Source organism: Gilliamella sp. W8145 (assembly GCF_016101145.1).
Taxonomy (GTDB): domain Bacteria; phylum Pseudomonadota; class Gammaproteobacteria; order Enterobacterales; family Orbaceae; genus Gilliamella; species Gilliamella apis_A.
In genome coordinates, this window is record NZ_JACFRC010000001.1 from 1188771 (window position 1) to 1215484 (window position 26714).

Annotated in this window: 21 protein-coding genes; 12 read left to right on the top strand and 9 right to left on the bottom strand. The window is 34.2% G+C overall.

Translation table 11 applies throughout. The annotated features are described in order from the left end of the window. Positions 1-90: 90 nt before the first annotated feature. The gene (locus H3T80_RS05385) at positions 91-1047 is read left to right on the top strand and encodes a tetratricopeptide repeat protein (protein ID WP_198200511.1); all 957 of its coding nucleotides are present in this window, start codon (positions 91-93) and stop codon (positions 1045-1047) included. A 36-nt stretch (positions 1048-1083) separates the two neighbouring features. Here H3T80_RS05385 and H3T80_RS05390 read toward each other — a convergent pair whose 3' ends face one another. From H3T80_RS05390 to H3T80_RS05400, 3 genes are all read right to left on the bottom strand, one after another. Continuing rightward, positions 1084-1710: a LysE/ArgO family amino acid transporter gene (locus H3T80_RS05390; protein WP_173795321.1), complete on the bottom strand. Its 627-nt coding sequence runs from the start codon at positions 1708-1710 to the stop codon at positions 1084-1086. 688 nt (positions 1711-2398) lie between these two features. After that, positions 2399-3745, bottom strand: coding sequence for an APC family permease (locus tag H3T80_RS05395; RefSeq protein WP_198200513.1), 1347 nt, complete (start codon positions 3743-3745; stop codon positions 2399-2401). Between the two features lie 112 nt (positions 3746-3857). Further along, a complete protein-coding gene (locus H3T80_RS05400) occupies positions 3858-4277 on the bottom strand; it encodes an OsmC family protein (protein ID WP_110447437.1) in 420 nt (139 codons plus the stop codon). Positions 4278-4553: 276 nt separating this feature from the next. Here H3T80_RS05400 and H3T80_RS05405 point away from each other — a divergent pair, with 276 nt between their 5' ends. Next, positions 4554-5360 carry a sulfite exporter TauE/SafE family protein gene (locus H3T80_RS05405; protein ID WP_198200515.1) on the top strand — a complete coding sequence of 269 codons (807 nt, stop codon included), beginning with the start codon at positions 4554-4556 and terminating at the stop codon, positions 5358-5360. Positions 5361-5501: 141 nt separating this feature from the next. Here H3T80_RS05405 and H3T80_RS05410 read toward each other — a convergent pair whose 3' ends face one another. The 5 genes from H3T80_RS05410 to H3T80_RS05430 form a co-directional block, all read right to left on the bottom strand. Continuing rightward, positions 5502-6845 carry a hypothetical protein gene (locus H3T80_RS05410; RefSeq protein ID WP_198200517.1) on the bottom strand — a complete coding sequence of 448 codons (1344 nt, stop codon included), beginning with the start codon at positions 6843-6845 and terminating at the stop codon, positions 5502-5504. 695 nt (positions 6846-7540) lie between these two features. Further along, positions 7541-8869, bottom strand: coding sequence for a hypothetical protein (locus tag H3T80_RS05415; RefSeq protein WP_198200519.1), 1329 nt, complete (start codon positions 8867-8869; stop codon positions 7541-7543). Positions 8870-9367: 498 nt separating this feature from the next. Continuing rightward, positions 9368-10750 carry a hypothetical protein gene (locus H3T80_RS05420; protein ID WP_198200521.1) on the bottom strand — a complete coding sequence of 461 codons (1383 nt, stop codon included), beginning with the start codon at positions 10748-10750 and terminating at the stop codon, positions 9368-9370. 767 nt (positions 10751-11517) lie between these two features. Continuing rightward, complete coding sequence (mltB, locus tag H3T80_RS05425) at positions 11518-12591, bottom strand: lytic murein transglycosylase B (protein ID WP_198200523.1); 1074 nt, start codon at positions 12589-12591, stop codon at positions 11518-11520. Between the two features lie 55 nt (positions 12592-12646). Beyond that, a complete protein-coding gene (locus H3T80_RS05430) occupies positions 12647-13636 on the bottom strand; it encodes a 2-hydroxyacid dehydrogenase (protein ID WP_198201168.1) in 990 nt (329 codons plus the stop codon). 266 nt (positions 13637-13902) lie between these two features. On the opposite strand from H3T80_RS05430, the gene H3T80_RS05435 reads away from it, so the two are divergent. The 5 genes from H3T80_RS05435 to cydC all read left to right on the top strand — a co-directional run bounded on the left by H3T80_RS05435 (position 13903) and on the right by cydC (position 20706). Continuing rightward, the gene (locus tag H3T80_RS05435) at positions 13903-15165 is read left to right on the top strand and encodes an AmpG family muropeptide MFS transporter (protein WP_110447430.1); all 1263 of its coding nucleotides are present in this window, start codon (positions 13903-13905) and stop codon (positions 15163-15165) included. 8 nt (positions 15166-15173) lie between these two features. Then, positions 15174-15827: an NAD(P)H-dependent oxidoreductase gene (locus tag H3T80_RS05440; RefSeq protein ID WP_181414634.1), complete on the top strand. Its 654-nt coding sequence runs from the start codon at positions 15174-15176 to the stop codon at positions 15825-15827. A gap of 545 nt (positions 15828-16372) precedes the next feature. Then, positions 16373-17326, top strand: a complete 954-nt coding sequence (gene trxB / locus H3T80_RS05445; protein ID WP_198200524.1) for a thioredoxin-disulfide reductase — start codon at positions 16373-16375, stop codon at positions 17324-17326. Positions 17327-17341: 15 nt separating this feature from the next. Then, complete coding sequence (gene cydD, locus H3T80_RS05450; RefSeq protein WP_198200528.1) at positions 17342-19081, top strand: cysteine/glutathione ABC transporter permease/ATP-binding protein CydD; 1740 nt, start codon at positions 17342-17344, stop codon at positions 19079-19081. After that, positions 19075-20706, top strand: coding sequence for a cysteine/glutathione ABC transporter ATP-binding protein/permease CydC (gene cydC, locus H3T80_RS05455; protein ID WP_198200531.1), 1632 nt, complete (start codon positions 19075-19077; stop codon positions 20704-20706). The genes cydD and cydC overlap by 7 nt, the downstream gene beginning before the upstream one ends. A gap of 209 nt (positions 20707-20915) precedes the next feature. On the opposite strand, the gene H3T80_RS05460 is transcribed toward cydC, so the two are convergent. Continuing rightward, positions 20916-22463 (bottom strand): hypothetical protein, encoded by a 1548-nt coding sequence (locus tag H3T80_RS05460; protein WP_198200533.1) that lies wholly within the window; start codon positions 22461-22463, stop codon positions 20916-20918. Positions 22464-22826: 363 nt separating this feature from the next. Between H3T80_RS05460 and rsfS the strand changes: the two genes are divergently transcribed. The 5 genes from rsfS (at position 22827) to lnt (ending at position 26590) form a co-directional block, all read left to right on the top strand. Then, positions 22827-23144 (top strand): ribosome silencing factor, encoded by a 318-nt coding sequence (gene rsfS / locus H3T80_RS05465; protein ID WP_034902136.1) that lies wholly within the window; start codon positions 22827-22829, stop codon positions 23142-23144. Positions 23145-23148: 4 nt separating this feature from the next. Continuing rightward, complete coding sequence (gene rlmH / locus H3T80_RS05470) at positions 23149-23619, top strand: 23S rRNA (pseudouridine(1915)-N(3))-methyltransferase RlmH (protein ID WP_110447423.1); 471 nt, start codon at positions 23149-23151, stop codon at positions 23617-23619. Positions 23620-23632: 13 nt separating this feature from the next. Next, a complete protein-coding gene (gene ybeY, locus H3T80_RS05475) occupies positions 23633-24097 on the top strand; it encodes an rRNA maturation RNase YbeY (RefSeq protein ID WP_198200535.1) in 465 nt (154 codons plus the stop codon). An 86-nt stretch (positions 24098-24183) separates the two neighbouring features. Continuing rightward, positions 24184-25056 (top strand): CNNM family magnesium/cobalt transport protein CorC, encoded by an 873-nt coding sequence (corC, locus tag H3T80_RS05480; protein WP_110447421.1) that lies wholly within the window; start codon positions 24184-24186, stop codon positions 25054-25056. Next, positions 25049-26590: an apolipoprotein N-acyltransferase gene (gene lnt / locus H3T80_RS05485; RefSeq protein WP_198200537.1), complete on the top strand. Its 1542-nt coding sequence runs from the start codon at positions 25049-25051 to the stop codon at positions 26588-26590. The genes corC and lnt overlap by 8 nt, the downstream gene beginning before the upstream one ends. The last annotated feature ends 124 nt before the right edge of the window (positions 26591-26714 follow it).

Genomic DNA, 26714 nt, shown 5'->3' on the forward strand with positions numbered 1-26714 from the left:
TTTTAATGCCAATTAGTTTATTAAAGATCCATATATAAATGTATTTAGTAACAATAAATATTAAATTTTAGGGACAAATAAGGTGAAACAGTGACCAGATTAATAGTAATGATTAGCTTATTTTTATTTGCAATAAATACCAGCTTTGCAGTTGAAAATATTGAGGCTTTTTTTGATGAGCAATATAAAAAAGCAACGCAGCAAAATGATGCTGAAGCTCAATTCTATTTAGGCCGCATGTATCTAAAGGGTGAAGGAGTTAAACAAGATTTTACCAAGGCAAAGGAATGGTTTGAAAAAGCAACAGAACAACATCATATGAGTGCACAAGCAGTTTTGGGTTCAATGTACTTTTTTGGTTATGGAATTGATAAAAATAAACAAAAAGGTAAAGAACTGATTGAAGAATCAGCATTAAGTGGAGATCCCATCGGTCAATTTTACTTTGGTGTTCTATATGAAGAAGCCGAACCCCAAAAGACATACAAAGGAATTGAAAAAAATATAGATGATAGTGGTTTTTATCAAGACTTTGTCAAAGCTAGAGAATGGTATGAAAAAGCCGCACAACAAGGAAATATGCAAGCAACTTATAATTTAGGCGTTCTTTATGCAAATGGTCGTGGTGTTGAAAAAGATGAATTTAAAGCAAGAAAATATTATGAAATAGCTGCAAAAGGTGGTGATCGTCATGCAAAGCATAATTTGGCTATAATGTACTACAATGGTTATGCTGGACTAACCAAAGATTTGGCTAAAGGTGTAAAATTGGATATCGAAGCTGCCAAACAAGGATCACCATTAGCACAATACAATTTAGGCTTATTTTTCTATGAAGGTACTTATTTTAAGCAAGACTATACCAAAGCCAGAAAATCATTTGAGTTTGCAGCCGCTCAAAACGAAGCAGGCTCCCAATACATGTTAGCAATTATCTATGAACAAGGGCTGGGAGTTGATAAAGATCCAGAACGAGCCAAACATTATTATTATCTAGCTTGCCAAAATGGTTATGAAGATAGTTGTACTCAAGCTAATGCTAATTAATTTTCAAGTTGAATGTTGTGGGGAAATTAACAACATTCAACTGCCATAAATAACATAAAAAATAAGTCGGTAAGCAATATAGAACATTACGACGCCTACAATTGAGTCCAATATAACCCACATTCTTTTTTGTTTAAATAATGGTATAAGTAACCTAGCACCGTAACCAATACCAAAAAACCAAATAAAAGAAACACAAACAGCACCAATTAAAAATGCCCATTTTTGCTCAGTTGATAAAGTGCCAGCTATACCACCAACAATTACAATTGTATCTAAATAAACATGGGGATTAAGTAAAGTAACAGCCAAAGTAGACAATATAACCTTAGTTAATGCATTCTTTTGTTGCTGAGTAGAATCAATTTGCATAGTGCTGTTACCTTGTATTGCACTCTTGCAGGCATTAAATCCATACCAAATCAAAAATAAAGCGCCTAAAATGGCAAGCACGTCGGTTATGATAGGATTACGACTAATAAATGCTCCGACTCCCCAAATACCGATAGCCATCAAAGTAAAATCACAGATAAAACAAATACCAGCGACAAAAAAGATATGATTTTTTAATAACCCCTGTTTAAGTACAAACAAATTTTGTGCACCAATAGCTATAATCAAACTTGCCGAAATCATCGAGCCACGTAATATTTCTGTCAGCATTGAACTTAACATCGTAAATAAGAAGCATTATACAAAAAGGTTATGAGTATAACTATTAAAACAACAATGATTATGCATCCTTTATAAAAAAACAGTGATACAATTATTAATTATTAAAAATCTATAAGTTAACTAATCAAAATATGATTAATTAAAAAAGTACACAAGAAAGTTTTATTATCTTTGAGTTTATTATCTTATTTAGCACAAATACAATTATCAGCTTATTTGTAGATTGGTAAAAACGGTAGTATTTTCTATTAAGCTTATAGCAAACATTGTTAGATAAATTGCAAGGTAACTATCAATAAAGAAACTGATTAACTATTTTGCTATCTTCCTGTTATTCGTTACAGTAAAACTTATGATTACTTGAGGAAGAGGTTAAAAAAACCCTTTCCTCAAATTTTTTGGCTTAAAAATGCTTTTAAAACATTTTATCCGTTATAAATTCAGACAACTAACAGCTTGATTAAACATTAACACAGCAACAATAAAGCATTAAATAGAAGATGAATATCCATAATTATCATTTAGCTGTCATCAATACTCTTGCTCATCAATAAAAAATTACCATTAACCCCAAAAAATAGCAAAAAGTAAATTGCCGTGCTAAATAGATATAACAGACAATTTTTTCAGATTTTATAAAAAATTTTGCATCTAAAATGATTAAACAAAATCTTGATTATTTATTTGCTTCTAACCAACCGATTTGGCCTTGATTTTTACTTAAAATAAGAATAATCACTCCTATAATTAACCAAATACCACCAATAATTTTTGCATAATTATCAATATGTAACAACACAGGTAACAATACGACAATGCCAATAATAGGGATTAAAATATCAAATAAATTAGCTCGCCAACCATTCGAACGTTTTTTAAATTTAAAATAACCTATTACTGATACATGTAACATTATAAATGCACATAAAGCACCAACATCGACAAATGAAACTAACATTGGTAATCCCTTAGCATGATTGGCAGCAATAAATACCAACAATAGATTAAACAATGCAGAAAATAAAATTGCTCTCGAAGGCACACCACTTTTCTTACCAATCTTAGCAAAAAAAGCAGGTAATCTTTTATCTCGCCCCATACTAAATAATAGACGACTTGCCGCAGCTTGACCGACCATAGCGGCAAACGATGCCCCGACAGCTTTCATTAAACTAAGAGACCATCCTAACCATAAATTAATTTCATTATTAACTATATTATAATAAGCTTTGCCTTGTAGCTCAGGATGGTTACGTAAATATTCGCTATCATAAGGATTAAGTAAAGCTCCAATATAAATTTGTATTACAAATAAACAACCAGCAAGAATTAAACAGCTAATAATAGCTTTACTTACTAAGTTTCGCTTACCACTGTGTTCTTCTGAAAAAGTTGCTATAGCATCGAACCCTAAATAAGAAAGCACAGCAATAGAGACCGCATTAAAAAGGCTACTCCAATTAAATAACTCACCACCAATAAACGGAGTAAGCCAATCTTGTTTAGTTCCATGCGTGGTAATAATCCAAATACCAACTAAAAGCACAGCAAACAGGACTGCAATCTCAACGACTAAGATAACTAATGTGATTCTAGCCGATTTTTTAACACCAATTAAATTAAGCATGGTAGTGATAACTACTGCAAAACAGGTCCATATCCAAACAGGAACTTCTGGAATTAAGGCATTTAATGAAATACCACTAAACAAATAGGCAACAGCAGGAATAAACAGATAGTCTAGTAGAAGTAACCAACCTACAAGAAATCCAGCATTAGGATGAATACCAATAGAACAATAAGCATATACAGCGCCTGCATGGGGCAAAGCATTTGACATTCTTGCATAAGAAAATGCCGTAAACGCCATCACAAAAGTCGCAACAATATAAACTAGTGCAATGGCACCATCGCTTATAACATCTAAAACTCCAAATAGCCCTACTGGAGCTGCGGGGCCAATAAAAAGCAATCCCAAAATAACTAAATCTCGAAACCGCATATTTTTACTTAATTGTTGCATAATCACTCTCGTTGTTTTCTTCCTGATAAAGGATGAAATCTTAAAGGATTAATGCAATTCAGACTAATATCAGCTGGTTATTTATTTATAACTATCAGTTATAAAAAAGTTATTAAACATGATCCCTTATTTCATAAGTGTAGGACATTTTGGCTGTCTTACCTAACATAATTGAAGCACTACAATATTTTTCAGATGCAAGTTTAATCGCCTTTTCAACAGCCTCGTTATCGATATTATTACCAGTAATTACAATATGAAAATTAATTGAGGTATACACTTTTGGCGAAGAGGTGGCTTGAGTTTTATCAATGTCGATCCAAAGATCTCGAACATCCTTTTTATTATTTTTCAAAATAGCAATAATGTCGTAAGCCATACAACCTGCAGCACCATGTAACAAAAGCTCCATAGGTCTCGCACCACGGTTTCGACCACCATGTTCAATACCGCCATCCATTACTAAGGAGTGCCCACTTGCGGTTTCAGCTAAAAAACCAAACTCATCAATCCATTTCAAACGATCTTTCATTATTTTCCCCTTTCATCAAAAATTAACTAAACATATTTATTCATATTAATTGCTAAATAACATAAGTCTTTTTAAACGATATGTCATCTTTTGAATTATTTTTTCTGATATAAGTCATCAATAATTAACTAGCTACTAGTATTTTTAGCTAGCCTCAGTACAATATTGCCATAGTACATAACCAATACTATTTTAAATAGACTTGCCAAAAAACTTATTATAACTATTAAATAATCAAATAATTAGTTTTATGAAAGCACAACTTAAGGATAGAGTATGATTGTTGAATTTATTATCTTGCTTTGTATAGGCGCATTGGCTGGGTTACTTGCGGGTATGTTCGGTATTGGTGGTGGAGCATTAATTGTGCCAGCATTACTTATGCTACTCGATTATTTTGGTCATGGTGGGCAATGGATAAACCATATCGCAGTGGCCTCATCTTTAGCAACGATCATTGGTACTAGCTTATCATCAAGTTGGGTTCAGAATAAAAATAATAATATTGTCTGGTCGATCTTAAAAAAGATGGTATTAGGTTGCATTATTGGCACTATTGGCGGATCCTACATGACACCTTATATTCCCGGTATTTGGCTCAAATGGATTTTTATTGTTTTCCTCATTTATACTGGCAGTAAATTTATTCTAAAAACTGGAAAAGTTGCGAAAAAACAAAATAGCCAAGCGACATTATTACCTAACACAATCTATATCTTCATCGGCGGATTAATTGGTGTATTCGCCGCATTAGTTGGTGTAGGTGGTGGTGTGTTAGTGGTACCTTTTTTAAAGAAATGCGGCGTGGATATGCGAAAAGCGATCGGTACTTCTGCGGCATTTACCTTACCTGTAGCCTTAGGTGGTACTATTGGTTATATCATTGCTGGATGGAATATCAAAGAACTGCCAGAATACAGTTTGGGTTTCGTCTATTTACCCGCAGTATTATCAATTATGTTAGCTAGCATACCCATGGCAAAAGTCGGAGTTCAAATTGCTCAAAAATTATCAATAAATAAACTAATTAGATATTTTGGTATCTTCTTATTATTAATTTCAGTCAAACTAATCGTTTCTTAATTTATACTTAAAATCCCTGTTCTCAAAAATATTAACCGCTCTTATTTAGAGCGGTTAATATGACTTCTCTATTTATCCTAAACAAGAATAATTTTACGTGACTCTATTTTAGTTATTCAATCTCGATTCAATAAACAACAACTAAGATGAAGTACACAGAGCATAAAAACTGTAGGGTTCGTAAAAGTCAATAGCTGGATTGTACATATAAACATCCCCTCCATACGGGTAAACAATAAACTGCTCACTTCCTGATTGATCTCTAGTCCAATACAAATAATAGTGACCTGTACCCGCACCAATGTAGTTGGTTAGGTATCCCCATTCAGTAAAAAATCCAGCATTTATTCGACGCTGGTAGTAATTACCAGTAGATGAAGGTATGGCTCCGATAGCACCCTGACAGTTATCACCACTCCATGGCCCTGAACAAACCGCATTAGTTAAATCCTTAACTTGAGGTACACTGTAACCAATACTGTTACACCATGATAATGCTAAACTATAATTAGAACTTTTATTACCTCGATTGATAAACCATTGCTTTAATTGAAAACCATATTTAATAATTGCATTACCTAAACTATCTCTACCAACCAACTCGAATGTCTGAGGTAATGAAGGTCTATATATAATACCAGGAGAATCTGATTGCCATTGGGCTTCGTTAGCAACAGGACCAGTGAGTGTAACACGAACAGTGGTACCGAAGGAGTTCGGCGTCATGGTAGCGGTTATTCCATCGTGAGTAACCGGATCCCATCTCAATGGCCCTACACCACCAATATCTAAATCAAAATATAGATTATTAGCACCAGTCGTTGGGAAATTCAAACCATAAGATAATGGATCCCTAGACTGCACAATAAAACCTTTATTCGGATCCCACATTGAAGCCGGACCACGAAAGTCTATACCACTAATCTCAGTATCTGAACCATATCTCAATGTAGGTTTCGCAAAACAGACCTTTGGACGATCTTTAGGATTAATATAATAAGTCGCACTACCACCACTAAAATCACTACTATTAGGTACACCATACTGGGTAGATAATGTACCACCATCACTACTCAATACCACTTTATAAGGTGCATTACAAATATCTAATGCGGTATTACGCAGTACTTTTTTATTATTTTTATCAGTAATAGTGAGCGTTAAATTACCAGTCACTGCAATACCATTACTGCCTTGACCATCGCCATCATCATCCCACCAATAATTATAGGGCGCTCCAATAAGCGTATTTAATGCGATTGAGTCCACATTGGTTGGTACTAACATATTGACATTAATTAATGTCTCATTCATTTCGGGCAATACAATTGGGTTGGTTGCTGAATTATTATTTGGCGAATAAGTCCTACCATCAGATAAGCTGATACCAAGTAAATTACTCATATCAGTAACGCGAGTTTGACCATCATCGAAAGTTAAATAAGGTGCATTACCATGAATAAAATTCGTTGTACTCGTCGTCAAAGCATGGCTACTAAATGGAAGTGATAAAAAAAATAGTACTGGAACTAAATAGAGTGGACTTGATAAAAATAAACTTAAAAATAAGGTTGGTTTTACAGGTTTGGTGTTTGGTGTTTGGTGTTAAAATTATAATGCATCGCGACAACCCTGTCAAGTAACTTAATGTTTAATTTGAACTTTCCTTGCTCAAATAGCGAAATAATAATCTATCTAATCACTTTTTGTGAGTAAACGAGAAAAGTATAATTACTAGGAAAAACTATGCAACAATTTTTTTCTAAAAAATGTTAACTTTTGTAAATATACTTAATTAGTGTTTCAATGAAATTACTATTGGTACATGATATTTCATGTAATTTTAGATTTTAAAGATCCTAGTATCTAAAAACACCGTTCCTCAAAATTTAATCACCCTAAATCGAAATAGAAATATGCCAGTTCTATTGAATTTTAAGCAGCCATTATTTATTGGTTGCTCGGACTCTGAGGCTCCATACCATTAAGGATAGGTGCACACTCCATCGTGACTATAATCTAAACTAAAACGATTAATATAACCACTACTAGCGAGAACGACAAAATTATCATTACCGGTACGATCATCTATCCATATGATAATTTTATTTATCTTAAACTCGAATAATTCTATTTGATTCTATTTTTACTATATTACTTATCAAACCTAGAATTGATAACTAAGGTAATAAGCAAATACCATAAACACTGTAAGATGAATAACCAGCCCAAAACACATGCCCACCATCAGAGCTAACATCTAACCGTTCGTTACCCCCAAGTTCACTCGTCCAATAGTAATCACTATGACCAAAATTAGCGTCCGTGTAATAATACATGAATCCCCATTCAGAAAAAAATCCTGCCCCTATTGTGCGTTGGTAATGATTACCGGAGGAAGGAGGCATCCCACCTTCCATATCCTTACAACGAGAGTGACTCCATATACCCTCACAAACTGAATTAGTTAAATCTTTTACTGTAGGAATACGATAACCTATATTACTACACCATGAAGAAGTACTTTCATAAATGTATTTGTTAACGCCTCGATTGATAAACCATTGCTTTAATTGAAAACCATATTTAATAATTGCATTACCTAAACTATCTCTACCAACCAACTCGAATGTCTGAGGTAATGAAGGTCTATATATAATACCAGGAGAATCTGATTGCCATTGGGCTTCGTTAGCAACAGGACCAGTGAGTGTAACACGAACAGTGGTACCGGAGGAGTTCGGCGTCATGGTCGCGGTTATTCCATCGTGAGTAACCGGATCCCATCTCAATGGCCCTACACCACCAATATCTAAATCAAAATATAGATTATTAGCACCAGTTGTTGGGAAATTCAAACCATAAGATGATGGATCCCTAGACTGCACAATAAAACCTCTACTTGGATCCCACATTGAAGCCGGACCGCGAAAGTCTATGTCACTAATCTCAGTATTTGAACCATATGTTAATATTGGCCTAGCAAAACAGGTCTTTGGACGATCTTTAGGATTAATGTAATAAGTCGCACGACTAGCATTAAAATTAGTACTATTAGGCACACCATATTGGGTAGATAATGTACCATCATCACTACTCAATACGACTTTATAAGGTGCATTACAAATATCTAAAACGGTATTACGCGGTACTTTTTGATTATTTTTATCAGTAATGGTGAGGGTTAAATTACCTGTTACTGCAATACCATTACCACCTTGACCATCGCCATCATCATCCCCCCAATAATTATAGGGCGCTCCAATAAGTGTATTTAATGCGATTGAGTCCGCATTGGTTGGTACTAACATATTAACATTAATTAATGTCTCATTTATATCCGGCAATACAATCGGATTGGTCGCTGAATTATTATTTGGCGAATAAGTTCTACCGTCAGATAAGCTGATACCAAGTAAATTACTCATATCAGTAACGTGAGTTTGGCCATCATCGAAAGTTAAATAAGGTGCATTACCATGAATAAAATTCGTTGTACTCGTCGTCAAAGCGTGGCAACTAAATGGAAGTGATAAAAAAAATAGTACTGAAACTAAATAGAGTGGACTTGATAAAAATAAACTTGAAAATAAGGTTAGTTTTACAGGTTTGGTGTTTGGTGTTTGGTGTTAAAATTATAATCCATTGCGACAATCCTGTCAATTAAATTAATGTTTAATTTGAACTTTCCTTGCTCAAACAGCTAAATAATAATCTATCTAATCACTTTTTGTAGTGAACGGAAAGAGTATAATTACTGGGAAAAACTATGCAACAATTTTTTTCTAAAAAATGTTAACTTTTGTAAATATACTCAATTAGTATATTAATGAAATTACTATTGGTACATGATATTGTGGTGATTTTAGATTTTAAAGATCTTTGTATCTAAAAACACCGTTCCTCAAAATTTAATCTCGCCTAAATCAAAATAGAAATATGCCAGTTCTATTGAATTTTAAGCAGCCATTATTTATTGGTTGCTCGGACTCTGAGGCTCCATATCATTAAGGATAGGTACACACTCCATCGTGACCATAATCCAAACTAAAACGATTGATATAACCACTACTAGAGGATACGACAAAATTATCATTACCGATAGGATCACTTGTCCAATAGGCATGGCCAATGCTTGAATTAGAACTATTCTGCTTACCTTGAGCATTACTATCATGATAGTCTGAGTCAAAGTTAGCTCCCGTGTAGTTATTCATGTAGCCCCACTCCGAAAACAATCCCCCTCCAATTCTACGTTGGTAATTATTGTTAAGTGATGATGGTTTAACACCCACAGCACCTTGACAATGAGAACCAGAACCTTTGCCATTACAAGATGCGTTAGTTAAATCCTGAACCTTTACGATACGATAACCGATACTATTACACCATGACAATGTATTTGAATAGTTTTGATAAACAGTTCCACGATTAACGAACCATTTTTTTATTTGAAAGCCATACTTAACCACTACATTACCTTTACTATCTTTACCAGCTAATTCAAATGTCTGTGGTAATGTTGGTTTAGTAATACGAGCTGGTGAATCTAACCCCCATTGAGACTCATTCGCAAAAGGACCTGTCAATTTAACACGAACACGAGTACCAGATGAATTAGGTGTTATGGTAGCAGTAATACCACCTCGAGAAATAGGACTCGCCCATGATAAAGAGTTTTTACCTGCTAATTCTAAATAAAAATACAAATTGTTAGCTCCAGTTGTAGGGAAATTTAAACCGTAAAATGAAGGATCCGTAGACTGCGGAATAAAACCTTTATTCGGATCCCACATTGAAGCTGGACCACCAAAGTCTGTACCCTTAATCTCCTTATCTGATCCAAATTTTAATTCAGGACGAACAAAGCATAATTTTGGCAGCGCCTTAGGATTAATGTAATAAGTCGCACGACTAGCATTAAAATTAGTACTATTAGGTACACCATACTGGGTAGATAATGTACCACCATCACTACTTAATACGACCTTATAAGGTGCATTACAGATATCTAATGCGGTATTACGCAGTACTTTTTTATTATTTTTATCAGTAATGGTAAGGGTTAAATTACCTGTAACTGCAATACCATTACTACCTTGACCATCGCCATCATCATCCCACCAATAATTATAGGGCGCTCCAATAAGCGTATTTAATGCGATTGAGTCCACATTGGTTGGTACTAACATATTAACATTAATTAATGTCTCATTCATTTCGGGCAATACAATTGGGTTGGTTGCTGAATTATTATTTGGCGAATAAGTTCTACCATCAGATAAACTGATACCAAGTAAATTACTCATATCAGTAACGCGACTTTGACCATCATCAAAGGTTAAAAAAGGTGCATTACCATGAATAAAATTCGTTGTACTCGTCGTCAAAGCATGGCTACTAAATGGAAGTGATAAAAAAAATAGTACTGGAACTAAATAGAGTGGACTTGATAAAAATAAACTTAAAAATAAGGTTGGTTTTACAGGTTTGGTGTTTGGTGTTTGGTGTTAAAATTATAATGCATTGCGACAATCCTGTCAAGTAACTTAATGTTTAATTTGAACTTTCCTTGCTCAAACAGCTAAATGATAATCTATCTAATCACTTTTTGTGAGTAAACGAGAAAAGTATAATTACTAGGAAAAACTATGCAACAATTTTTTTTCCTAAAAATTGTTAAGTTTTGTAAAAAACAATTGTTTCGCTGCAAAATAAATCGATATTAATTCTAAGCTATTAAGATAATCTTAAACCATTTTATCGTTCTAAGTTTGATTATTAAAAGAGTTTAAGTTTTAGCTAGATTATTTTATTTTCGTAGAATTATTATTAATACAGCTAAACAAAAATAATCATTATATGATTAATTATTTTTTTATTAAGTTCTAATAAAGCATTCTTTGATATTTTCCATCCTAAATGCTATTGATTATCAGCAAACGTAAAAACATAAACCTCAGAACATTATTTTTTTAGCAATAAAATATTGTGGGAATCGGTAGTATTTTTGCAAGCATCTAGAATAGTTATTTACTTTGATTTAACTAATTTTCAGGTTATAAAAACCCCTCTCCTCAATTTTTGAGTGGAGTTCACTAGAATTAATAAAAAAGGTCGCAAATTGCGACCTACAGTTTTATGATTTAACATTATTCTATCTGGCTTGTTTAACCGCTAATCCTAATTGCCATACCGCCATCGCATAATGTGTACTATGATTATAACGAGTAATGACATAAAAATTAGGTAAACCATACCAAAATTGATAACTATCACCCATATCTAAACGTAACAAACTGACTTCTTTATGGCCTTCTAAGGAGCTTTTCGGTTTTAGTCCTGATTTAGCCAAATGCTCAATTGAATATTTGGTACTAAAACCTGTATCAAGAGAAAGCGCTTGCCCATCAGCAACTACAGCAACTTTTCTATTACGTTGCCAACCATGTGATTTGAAATAATTAGCCACACTACCAATCGCATCAACAGGATCCCATAAATCAATATGACCATCATGATTAAAGTCAACCGCATGATTTCTAAATGCTGATGGCATAAACTGACCATATCCCATAGCACCTGCAAATGATCCATTTAAATCAAAAGGATCCACTCCTTCATCACGACACATAATTAAAAAATCTTCCAATTCTTTAGCAAAATATTGTGATCTTCTAGGATAGTGGAATGCTAGCGTTGATAATGCATCGATTATTTTTGTTTTGCCCATTACTCGGCCCCAACCTGTCTCAACGCCAATAATACCGACGATGATTTCAGGTGGTACACCATATTCTTTATATGCTCGTTGTAAATCTTTATCATATTTATTCCAAAAATCAACACCTTTAGGCAAATTATTTGGTGTAATGAATTTATTTTTATAGCGAATCCAAGCGCCATTCGGTACATTTGAAGAGCCTGATTTAGGTGCTTGTTTATCCATTAAACCAATTACCCAATCAAGTTTGTTTGTCTGTTCTAAAACTGTACGAAGTTGTTGACGATTAAAACCATGTTTTTTTACCATCATGGCAATAAACTTTTCTTTATCAACAGATAAAGGTGCACTATCAGGTTTCGGCTGTTCATGCTGTTTCTCTAAATAAACACCACCTTTTACATCTGAATGTCCTCGATGTTTCTGCATTGGAGTTTTAGAAGAACCGCCACTAGAACAAGCAGCAAGCCATAAAATCATCATGAGACAAATAACGATACGTTGCATAAATCATCCATATTTAATTAATTAAAATAACGGCGACATATTAAATTATTTCTTGTTATTTAACAATATTTTGACATTCTTTGCCTTCTGAAATTTGGGCAATATTATTTAATGTTGTATCGGAAATATTTAACAATGCTTCTTGGGTTAAAAATGCTTGATGACCAGTGAATAACACGTTATGACATGATGATAAACGACGGAATACATCATCTAAAATAACATCGTTGGATTTATCTTCGAAAAACAGATCACGTTCGTTTTCATACACATCCATCCCTAATGCACCAATTTTAGTTTGTTTTAACGCTTCAATGGCTGCTGTTGCATCTAATAAACCACCACGGCTGGTATTAATAATCATCACACCTTTTTTCATTTTGTCAAATGCCTCTTTATTGAGCAAATGATAATTTTCTGGTGACATCGGACAATGTAAAGTAATCACGTCTGATTTAGCATACAGTTCATCTAACTGAACATACTGTGCACCTAACTCAACAACGATATCATTAGGATAAGGATCATAAGCTAAAATATTCATGCCAAATCCTTTTAGAATACGAATAACAGCTTGACCTATTTTACCTGTGCCAATAACCCCAGCGGTACGATTATGCATATTAAAACCTGTCAATCCTTCTAAAGAAAAGTTGGCATCACGTGTACGTTGATAAGCTTTATGTGTTCTACGGTTTAATGTCATCATTAATGCAACAGCATGTTCAGCCACAGCCTCTGGCGAATAAGCAGGAACACGCACTACAGTAATACCTAATTTTTTAGCTTCAGCTAGATCGACATTATCAAAACCAGCGCAGCGCAAAGCTAAAATTTTGATTCCATAATGAGCTAATTTTTGTAATACTCGTTTATCCACTTCATCATTTACAAAAACACATACAGCATCATATCCTTCAGCAGTAACCACCGTTTTATGACTTAATTTATGTTCATAATATTCAATTTCAAATCCGAAATGTTTATTTGCAATTTCTAGATGTTCTCTGTCGTAATGTTTACTGCTAAAAACAGCAACTTTCACAGTTTTTTTCATAACGGCTACTCCCTTTTAAGGTAACTTTATATATAATTTTTTATTTTAAATGATGATTGAAAAACATTGTCACATGCTAATTTTGACAACATTGAATACTGAAATTTGATTTAATTGGTTTTTTAGCCTTAAAAAAACTGGGCATCAACAAATCTATATTATAGTAAAACGTTTTATGATGGCTTTAGCAATTACTTTTTATATTATTATGCTATGATAGCACCTCACTAAAAACTCACCAATAATATTAAATAATGAATAATCCGCAAGATTCTATTTTCAAAACTATTTTTAATACAAAAATGCTAATCTGCATTTTCACTGGTTTTGCATCCGGATTGCCCTTTTATTTATTAATTCAACTATTACCTGCATGGCTGGCTAGCGAAGATATCAACATAAAAACCATTGGCATTTTCTCTTTAACCCAGATGCCATATATTTTCAAATTTATCTGGGCGCCATTTATGGATAATATTTCTCTATTCAAACTTGGGCGACGTCGAGGTTGGATGTTTATTTCACAACTAGTTTTACTCTTTTCGATTGCGATTTTAGGTATTTTCTCTCCAACGTTAGATATTTGGTTAATCGCTAATATCTGTTTTATTATCGCACTCTTTTCAGCAACCCAAGACATTGCTTTAGACGCTTTTCGACGTGAATTATTACTCGATAAAGAACTTGGATTAGGTAACAGTATCCATACCAATGCTTATCGCATTGCCGGATTGGTACCAGGATCACTATCATTAATACTATCAAATTATTTACCTTGGAACAGTGTTTTTCTCATTACTGCATTATTTATGTTACCAGCAATTATTATGACATTACTGGTCAAAGAACCAATCAATCAAATTCCCAAGACTCATAGTTTAGATGAAATTATTATTAAACCTTTTAGTGAATTTATTACACGCCAAGGTGTTAAAAGTGCCGTATTGATTTTAGCTTTTATCTTTTTATATAAATTAGGGGACAGCATGGCAACGTCCTTAGCTACCCCATTTTATCTAAAAATGGGCTTTAGCCGTTTTGATGTGGGTTGGATTGCTAAAAATGCATCATTATGGCCAAGTGTTTTTGGTGCTCTAATTGGCGGTATATTAATGATAAAAATAGGAATTAATCGCGCTTTATGGTGTTTTGGTTTTGTCCAAGTTATCTCTATTTTAGGTTTTGCTTGGTTATCGATCGAAGGGCCTTTTGATGAGATCAATACACATCAAAAAATTTTATTAGCATTAGTCATTGGATTTGAAGCATTAGGTGTAGGCCTTGGCTCAGCAGCATTTGTTGCTTTTATCGCTAAGACCACAAATCCATTATATACTGCAACACAGTTTGCGTTATTTACCAGTATTGCCTCTATTCCTCGAACACTTATTAATTCGACAACAGGAATTATGGTCGATTATTTAGGCTGGACAAGCTTTTTCGGTTTATGTACGATGCTAGCCATACCTGGTATGGTGTTATTATTAAAAGTTGCGCCATGGAATTTAAAATCTTAGGAGACACTATGGATAAACTATCTCTAGCTTTCGAGTTTAGACACGCTTGTAAACGGTTTGATGAATCAAAAAAAATTAATCATGAAGATCTTGAAGCAATTTTAGAGGCTGGTCGTTTATCACCTTCATCATTTGGGATGGAGCCTTGGCATTTTGTCGTTGTCGATAATGCAGATATTAAAACTGAATTACGTGCTATTTGTTATAACCAAGAGCAAGTTACTAGTTGCTCACACTATGTGATTGTACTTTATCGGAAAGCCAGTAACTTTACTTCACAAAGTCATTATTTACGTCAAGCTGTAGCGAGAACGTTACCTGATCAAAATGATCAAACCGCAATTGATATTGCTTGCCAAGATTTTATTAATTTTACTAAATTTGGTTTAGCAAATGGTTTAACTGTAAATCATTGGTCAGAAATGCAAGATTATCTAGCTGCAGCAAATATGATGACAGCAGCGGCTTATCGAGGTATAGATTCTTGTGCTATTGGTGGATTTGAACATGATAAAGTCATACAGATTTTAGAAAAACATATTCCACAGTTTAGTGGTGAAACTTTTGGAGTTGGACTCTGTTTAGCATTTGGTTATCGAGTTAATGAGCAACAACCACATATCCGCTGGTCACTTCAAGATGTAACCACCTATTTATCATAATCAATAACAAATCTCCTTATGTCGCCAACCGGCGGCATGAAGGCCAATGTCTAAAAAATCAATTAATCAATATATACAATATTTCAACATTAACGATAGCGATGGCAAAATAAATTCAATACCAAATAAAATATTACCAATTTACAGATCACTAATATCTTTTGCGTGGAATTTAGAATTTTTTACCTACTTTATTTTAGCTAACAGAGCTTCCACTGTTTATTGTGAGGATGTGATCATAGTATTTGCTTTTAAATGAAACTAGTTTAATCTCATTATTTAATAACAATAATCTTTAAGATCTAATTGAAAACTTAAAAAAATTAATATAAACAACACAAAACGTTTAAAAGTAAAACTTAATTAAAAAATAAAAATATAAAGAAATAAAAAATTTAACAGTGACTCAAACTATCACCGCCACCTATCGCTATGATAACCAATTTTTTTGCACGATAAAGCTTGATAATGTTAGACTTATCAACTATAAATTGCGCTAACCGTATTTAAATTAGCCAGAATATTAGAATAAAGAAGGATATAACATGAAGACCAAACATGCCCGTTTATTGATACTAGGGTCAGGACCTGCTGGCTACACAGCGGCTGTTTATGCTGCACGAGCAAACTTATCACCAGTATTAATTACTGGTACGCAACAAGGTGGGCAGCTTACTACAACCACCGAAATAGAAAACTGGCCGGCTGGCGATCCGGAACTTACTGGGCCAGAATTAATGATAAAAATGCAACAACAAGCAGAACGATTTAATACAGAAATCATTTTAGATCATATTGATCGTGTTGACTTTAGCCAAAAACCATTCAAACTTTTTGGCAGTGATACTGAATATAGTTGTGATGCATTAATCATAGCAACAGGCGCATCAGCACAATATCTTGGTTTACCATCGGAGGAAGCATTTAAAAGTAAAGGAGTGTCAGCTTGTGCTACTTGTGACGGTTTCTTCTATCGTAACCAAAAAGTTGCTGTTGTCGGTGGAGGCAATACTGCTGTTGAAGAAACTCTCTATTTAGCCAATATCGCTAGTGAAGTTCATTTGATCCATCGTCGTGATGGTTTTAGGGCTGAAAAAATATTAATGGACCGCTTATATGAAAAAGTACAAGAAGGTAAAGTTATATTGCATACCCATCAAATTATTGATGAAATTCTAGGTGATAATATGGGCGTAACAGGTGTTAGAATTCGTAGTAGCCAAGATCCCAATATTAGCGAAGAAATTAATGTAATGGGCGTTTTTATTGCTATAGGTCACAAACCTAATACCGCTATTTTTGACGGCCAACTTGAACTAAATAATGGTTATATAAAAGTGCAATCAGGCACTCAAGGTAATGCAACTCAAACTAGCATTGAGGGTATTTTTGCTGCCGGTGATGTTATGGATCATATTTATCGACAAGCAATTACATCGGCTGGAACGGGATGTATGGCAGCGTTAGATGCTGAACATTATTTAGATAATTTAAAATAGAATCAGCTAAATAAAATGTCTTTAGATAAACAACGCCAAACTTATTTACTTAACTGGTTAAAACAACACACCAAAATACACAAGTCAGATTTACGGGCTTCGGTTTTAACTGGATTTATGTTAAGTATTTTAATGATTGCTCAAGCAGCTTTTTTGGCGATTATTTTACAAAGATTAATTATTGAACAACAGTCTTTTTTGACGGTTATTCCTTACTTTTTATCTTTAATTTTCATTTTACTGGCTCGAGGATCGTTAATTTATTTTCGTGAAAAGATTAACTTTGCTTTAGGTCAAAAGATCCGTAAACAAATTAGAAAAAAATTAATCGATCAGTTTGAATTATTTGGTCCTGCTTATTTAAATCAAAGTACTACCGGAGCATGGAGTACGTTAGTTATTGAACAAGTCGATAATTTACATGATTTTTTTGCTCGTTATTTACCGCAAATGCGTTTAGCCAGCATGGTACCAATATTAATTTGTATTGCTATCTTCCCTTTCAACTGGGCTGCGGCCGTTATTTTACTTTGCACAGCCCCCCTGATCCCTATTTTTATGATTTTAGTGGGAATGGGAGCAGCTGACATTAATCGACGCCATTTTAAAGCGTTAGCTTATTTAAGTGGCCATTTCTTAGATCGATTAAAAGGACTTAACACCATTCGTTTATTCAATCAAGGAGAACAACAAACGGAAGAAATCGCTCAAGCATCTGAAGATTTCCGTGTTAAAACCATGCAAGTGTTAAAAATGGCCTTTTTATCCTCTGCTGTGTTAGAGTTTTTTACCTCAATTTCAATTGCTATAGTGGCAGTCTATTTTGGTTTTTCATATTTAGGCGAATTTGATTTTGGTGCCTATAATGGAACTGTTACTTTATTTGCTGGTTTTTTTGCATTAATTTTAGCACCTGAGTATTTTCAACCCTTACGAGATCTCGGAGTCTATTATCATGCTAAAGCCGAAGCTATTGCTGCTGCTGATAATATCGAAACTTTTTTAAATAAAAATTTACCGCAACAAGTTGATAACGCTCAGCCAAAAACTAACTTGAACCAATTGCAAGCAAACAATTATCTAGATATTGGAGTTTTAAAAACAATTGAAGCCAAAGATCTGATCGTACTATCCAATGAAGCTTTACCGATTGTTGGGCCACTTAGCTTTTCATTACATGCGCCCTTTAAACTAGCCTTAATTGGCACTAGTGGTGAAGGAAAAAGCTCGCTCATGCAAGTATTACTTGGATTTTTGCCTTATCAAGGTTCACTCAAAATTAATGGTATTGAATTTAATCATTTAGATTTAAAGAGTTGGCAACAACAAATAAGTTGGATTGGCCAAAATCCTTATCTCATTAACGGTTCAATTCGTGAAAATATTCTACTTGGTAAACCCACAGCAACCACTAGTGAGCTTGATGAAGTGATAGCCAAAGCACAATTATCTGATGTTATCGCTAAACTGCCTGAAGGAGTTGAGACACAGGTCGGTGAAGATGCGGTACGATTATCAGTAGGACAAGCCCAACGTGTAGCACTTGCCAGAGCAATGCTAAAACCTTGCCAATTACTAATCCTAGATGAACCAAACGCAAGTTTAGATAAACAGACAGTAGAATTGTTAGCACCATATGATATTGCCACTAACAGTATTACCATAACTCATCAACATGATGATATGCATGATTTTGAGCTAGTTTGGAAACTTTCAAAAGGACAAATTAACGCTATTAAGGAGAGTTCATGCTAACGCTATTACGCCCTTATATTGCTCTTTATAAGCACTACTTTTGGCAAATCGTTATTGGGCTTAGTTTATCTATTCTTACGCTATTTGCCAGTGTCTTTTTGCTCTCATTATCGGGATGGTTTTTAGCCTCTACAGCCGTTGTTGGTGTTGCCGGTTTATATACTTTTAATTACATGTTACCTGCAGCTGGTGTACGAGCAGCAGCAATTACCCGAACAGCATCACGCTATGTTGAGCGCTTAGTTGATCACAACACTACTTTTAAAATTTTAGCTTATTTAAGAACGTTAGCATTTAGAAAGATTTTACCACTCAGTGCTAACCAATTAGCTCAATATCAAAAAGCTGATTTACTTAACCGCTTTATTGTCGATATTGATGCACTTGATCATCTCTACTTAAAACTATTTTCACCAATTGTTACAGCATTAGTCATGATTTTGTTGCTGTTTGTCGGGCTAAGTTATATCAATTTACCCATTGCCTTAATCATTACTATCGTGTTAACAATTACCTTACTTGCTATACCTGTCATTTTTTATCATGCAGGCAAACAGTTAGGAGAAACATTAGCTAAACAACAAAGTGAATATAGGGCGTTATTAATTAATTATTTACAAGGTCAAGCTGAACTAACGTTATTTAATGCGCAACATCGTTATCGTACAAAACTAGATAAACTTGAATCAGACTGGCTTTTTCATCAACAACGCCAATCAACATTAATGGCACTATCAAGTGCGCTCGTCGTATTGATTGCTGGTTTTTTAACTTTATTGGTACTGTGGTTGATCACTCAATACACATTATCACCTTTAGTTGCCTTATTTGTTTTTGTTTGCTTGGCTAGTAGTGAAATTCTAGCGCCCATACCAGGAGCATTTATCTTTTTAAGACAGGTATTAACATCCGCAACACGCACAACAACTTTATTTAACCAAACACCTGATATCAAATTTATTGAACAAGGCAAAACTATCGATTTATCTATTGCTAAACTACAATTCGATGACATTAGTTTTAGTTATCCCAATCAACCTTTTGCTATTTTAAGTCACTTTTCATTAACCATAAATTCCGGTCAACATGTTGGTTTAATAGGTAAAACTGGCTGCGGCAAATCAACACTGCTTAATTTAGTTACTCGCACATGGGAAGCAAATTCTGGAAAAATTTTGATCAATGATATTCCAGTTGATCAACTTGATGAAGCTACACTCCGCCAAACCATTGCGGTTGTACCTCAGGTTATTACTATTTTTAGTGATACACTTAAACAGAATTTGCTAATTGGTAAACGACAGGCATCTGACCAACAGTTGATCGATGTATTACATCAAGTTGAACTATCAAAATTGTTAGCAACTGATCAAGGTTTGAATTTACCATTAGGACAAGGTGGGCGCGCTCTATCTGGCGGCGAAATTCGCCGTATCGGCATTGCTCGAGCATTATTACATAACTCACCACTAATCCTAATGGATGAACCAACTGAAAGCCTTGACCAACAAACCGAACAACAGATCATCGAGCTGATTAAACAAATCTGTAAAAATAAAACATTACTAATGGTCACCCATAGATTAACCGATAATCCATTGTTTGATCGAGTGGTTGAATTGTAAGTTTTAGATTTAGATAACCGATTCAGGACATATTAATTAATAGAGTAAAATTTATCTTCAAAATGACTCTCAATTAACTAACTGTGATTATTAAATACACCCCATACCATCTTTGGATGATATGGGGTGGTTTATTCCTATATAATCTATATTATTTTTTACTAAAGTGTATTTATTATGGCAATTAGCTAATCAATATATAATTAACACTAAGGCGTAACACAGACGGCCAAAGTTTTTGTAGTAATATCTCTACGATGAACATCTGCATCATCTGAATATACCACAAACCCAGTTCTTGAACGTTGTAAATCAATTGTCCAATAAAAAGTATTAGAAAAATTAGCGCCAACATAGTAATCCATAAATCCCCACTCCGAGAAAAAACCAGCATTGATTGTGCGTTGATAACGATTATTCGGTGATGATGGCGTTGCACCGACAGCGCCTACACAACGATCGTCAGATAAAGTGCCTTGACAAGAAGCATTGGTTAAATCTTTAACTTGTGCAAGACGATAACCAATATTTTTGCACCAGTACAACGCTTGAGAATAAGTACTATTAATACGACGCTGGACAAACCACTGTCGTAGCACAAAACCATATTTTACTACTTCTTTACCATTGCTATCTTTACCAACTAATTCAAAAGTTTGTGGTAAATCAGGTTGAGTTATCGGATCAGGAGAACTTGTGTTCCATTGAGAAGCGGAAGCTACAGGGCCGGTTAATGTAACACGAACACTAGTATTGTTTGAATTAGGTCTCATAGTTGCCGTAATGCCACTTCGCGTAACGGGTGTCCATGTCAAAGGCTCATTATAACCGCCAATGTCTAAATCAAAATATAGATGATCAGCACCAGTTGTAGGGAAATTTAGATGATAAGATGATGGTGTCGCTGACTGGGTTAAAAAACCTTTATAGGTATTCCACATCCATTCTGGACCTCGATAGTCTACAATATCACCATTAACCCAATCCTTTGCTCCACCATATTTTAAGTTAGGTTTTGCAAAACAAACGGATGGTGATGCTTTAGGATTAATATAATAGTTGACACTACCAGTACTAAAACTACTTCGATTAGGAAAACCATAACGTGTTGTTAAATAACCAGCAGAACTACTCAATGATAGTTTATACGGAGAATTACAAATTGATGGTATTTCATTACGAGGCACAGATTTATTATTTTTATCAACAATGGTTAAAGTTAAATCGCCAGTAGCTGAAATATTATTACTTCCTTGACCATCACCATCATCATCGCCCCAATAGTTATAAGGTGCCCCAATAAGTGTATTCATTGCAATTTTATTAATATTGGTCGGAACTAACATACCTATATCAGCAAAACTATCACCAACACGGGGTAATTCAATTGGCGTTATCAATGAATCATTTGTTTCAGGTGTAATTTTTCTACCATCAGATAAGGTTATTGCCAATAGATTATTTGTATCAGTAATACGAGTATGACCTTTATCAAAAGTTAAATATGGTGCACTACCATGAATAACGTTAGTTGTATATACTGATAATGCATAACTACATGGTGAAAAGGATAAAACTAAAACAACTGCTATAACTAAAAAAAACGGTAAGAATAAAATAAATCTTATAAATTGAGGAAAAATTAAAATATTGAGAAATATAAAACTCTGATTGCAATAATGAAATAATTTTAAATTATAGGTTGGGCAGATTTGGTGTTTGGTGTTTGGTGTTTGGTGTTGTAAATTATAATGCATAGCGACAATCCTGTCAAGTAATCTTATGTTTTATTTGGTTTTTTTAATTCTTTTCGACTAAATACTCGTCGAGTATTGTACTTAAAATCTGCTAAAAGTATAGTAACTGAAAATAACCAATGCAACTGCTTTTTAAAAGTTAAATTGTTAACTTTTGTAAATATTATTATTGAAATAAGCGTTTAAATAACATTTACCCTCTTTAAAAACCTCGCTCCTCAACTTTTTTGGATTAAAATAGCTCTCATTTAAATTTTCTGTGACTTTTTTAAAATAGAGACTTATTTCAGAGAAACGCTATTTTCAAGGCGATTAAAAAAAAATATGCTATACTAATGCTTTATTTAAAATTGTAGAGAGATTATTTTGCAACAATCATTACAAGATTTTATTATTGATAAAATTGATGACCTTAAAGGCAAAGATATTGTTACCCTTGATGTTCGTGGTAAATCAAGTATTACCGATTATATGATTATCTGTACAGGCACATCTAACCGTCATGTTGCATCAATAGCAGGACACTTACTTGATGAAGCAAAAAAACAAGGCCATCTTGTATTAGGAAGTGAAGGCCAAAATGATGCTGATTGGGTGGTAGTTGATATGGATTCTGTCATTGTACATATCATGCAAGAACAGAGCCGACAACTTTACGAACTCGAGAAACTTTGGAGTTAGTGACGTGAAAATACAGCTTATTGCTGTTGGCAATAAAATGCCCAATTGGGTAACCACTGCTTTTAATGATTACCAATCCCGTTTCCCCAAAGATATGCCTTTAGAACTTATCGAAATAGCAGCAGGAAAACGGACTAAAAATGCCGATATTGTGCGAATTTTAGATAAAGAAGGTGAATTAATGCTAGCTGCATGTGGCAAAGGTAATCGCATTGTCACATTGGATATTCCAGGCAAACCTTATACGACCCATGATTTAGCAAAACAACTTGAACGTTGGAAAACCGATGGTCGTGATGTCAGTTTGTTAATTGGCGGTCCTGAAGGTTTGTCGCCAGCCTGTAAAGCGGCTGCTGACCAAAGTTGGTCATTATCGCCTTTAACATTGCCTCATCCATTAGTACGAGTCATTGTTTCTGAAAGCCTTTATCGTGCATGGAGTTTAACGGCTAATCATCCTTATCATCGTGAATAGGTCGAATTATAAAATGAGCACTATTATTTTAGATTTGCAAATTGCTAGTGAGCATCATGAGAATCTCCCAACAGAACAACAAATTATGCAATGGTTAGAAGTGATCTTACTGCAGTTTATGGATAATGCCGAAATTACTATACGTATTGTCGACGAAGAAGAGAGCCAACATCTTAATTACACTTATCGTAATAAAGATAAACCGACAAATGTCTTATCATTCCCATTTGAATCACCAATTGAAATTGATGTGCCGTTACTCGGTGATTTAGTGATTTGTAAACAAGTGGTTGAAATCGAAGCTAGCGAACAGCATAAATCATTAACATCGCATTGGGCACATATGATTGTCCATGGATGTTTGCATTTATTAGGATATGATCATCTTCTTGACGAAGAAGCTGAAGAAATGGAAAATATCGAAATCGACATCATGGCACAATTAGGTTTTGATAATCCTTATCAACTAATTGATTAAATAAATATGACTAATAATCTGTTTAGATATTAGAACAATAACAATAAATCCAACTATATTTGGTATTACAAAAGGAAGAGAGCAAAATGAGTGATGATAATCACCGGAGACCCAAAAAAGGGTTTACATTATGGTTAAGTCAATTATTCAATTCAGAACCAAAAGATAAAGAAGAACTGATCGAAGTTATTCGTGAGGCTGAAGAAAACCAACTCATTGATCCTGATACCCTTGATATGATCGAAGGTGTAATGGATATAGCCGATCAACGCGTTCGTGATATCATGATACCCCGCTCTCAAATTGTAACAATCAAAGATAATTTCACCCTTGATGAATGTTTAGATATTATTTCTGAACATGGCCATTCACGTTATCCAGTAATTAGTGAAGATCGAGACCATATCGAAGGGGTTCTATTAGCCAAAGATTTACTCATTTATATTCGACAAGGTGTAAACGATTTTGATTTGAAAAAGATCCTAAGACCAACTGTTGTCGTTCCTGAAAGTAAACGAGTTGACCATATGTTAAAAGAATTCCGCATGCAACGCTATCATATGGCGATGGCGATTGACGAGTTTGGTGGTGTTTCAGGTTTAGTCACTATCGAGGATATTTTGGAACTTATTGTTGGGGATATCGAGGATGAATACGATGAAGTTGAAGATCGTGATATTCGCCGTTTATCACCATCAGTTTATTCTGTCCGAGCCCTTACTTCAGTAGAAGATTTTAATGAAATTTTTGCTACCACGTTTAGTGATGATGAAATGGATACTATTGGCGGACTCGTCATGCAACATTTTGGCCGTTTACCAATCCGTGGCGAAACGATTACTATTGATGGTTATCAATTTAAAGTAACCATTGCTGACCGAAGACGTATTATTCAATTGCATGTCACAATCCCTGAAAATGCCGCTATACCTAATTTAGAGCAATCAGAAAATGCTTAAGCAGATTTTATTGAGCTTTATCTTTGGTGCAATTGCTGTATTCAGCTATGCGCCCTTTCATATCTGGCCGCTTGCTTTTGTAGCATTTGCTGGCCTTTTATGGTTAATCGCAGATAAACCGAAAAAGAAAGCAATGCTTATTGGTTTTAGCTGGGGAATTGGCTATTTTCTATCTGGTGCTCATTGGGTTTATATAAGCATTAAACAATATGGTGAAGTACCAACTCCGGTAGCGGTAATTATTTTAGGACTTCTAATCGCATACTTAGCATTTTATCCTATGTTATTTGCATTATTGTTAAGAGTATGTAACAGCTTCGCACCAAAATTCTCAATAAAACAATTGGTTTTTCTAGCCCCTATATTATGGCAGCTTACTGAATTTTTACGTGGTTATGTTTTAACTGGTTTTGCTTGGTTAGAATTAGGATATAGTCAACTAGACAGTCCATTAAGAGGCTACTTCCCAATAGTTGGAATAAATGGTGTCACATTAATATTGACTATCTGCTGTGGTTTGGTCATCTATTGTTTAAATATGGCATTAAGCCACTCGACTAAAAAGCACCCAATTGGTGCAATATTCGCACTATTAACGCTCTTTATTGCACCAATATCATTCAATTTAATTAATTGGACAACAATTGACCACAGCCGTGCTGCTGATTTTAGCTTAATTCAAGGTAATATTTCACAATCTCTTCGCTGGACCAGAGAGCAACTAAATAATACTCTGCAAACTTATGGTTCATTAACCGAACAAAATCTTGCTAAAGATAAAATTATTATTTGGTCTGAAGCAAGTATCACAGATTACGAAATTAATCAGCAACCGTTCCTCCAATTTTTAGACAACGAAGCAAGAGCAAATAATAGTGAAATAGCTGTTGGTATTATTGATTACCGTTTAGAAAATTACGGTTATCAAGAAAATCCTGATATTTATAACACATTGCTAGTGTTAGGTGGAAAAACACCATATCAATACCCTAACACCAATCGTTATCAGAAACATCATTTAGTGCCGTTCGGTGAATTTACTCCTTTTGAATCATTACTTGATCCTATTGCGCAAATGCTTGATATCCCAATGTCATCCATGCAAGCGGGGGCTGAAAAACAACCACCACTTGAGATAAAAGGCTTTAAATTTACTACAGCAATATGCTATGAAGTTATTTTATCCGACTTAATATTGAAAAACTTTACGGCAGACACAGATTTTTTACTAACTGTATCTAATGATGCTTGGTTTGGTAACAGTATTGGCCCCAAACAACATTTACAAATGGCGCAAGCAAGAGCCTTAGAATTTGGCAGACCAATGATTCGTAGTACCAATACAGGCATTACAGCAATTATTGATCATCACGGTCAAATTGTTAAACAATTACCACAATTTCAAACTCAGGTTTTAAATTACAAATTATCCCCTACCGTTGGTTTAACCCCTTATGCAAGGTTTGGAAACCTTTCCTATTACCTAATTATTTCAATACTATTTATTCTGATTTTTGTAAAAAACCGTCGCTAAGCAATATTTTGGCATAAATATTGCTTCTATATTATTGAAATTCAGAAAATTGGCTACGTTAAGAATTGATAAAGATCATAGAATTTCTTGACTGTAGCTTGTCCTTTTAAACGATAAATAAACA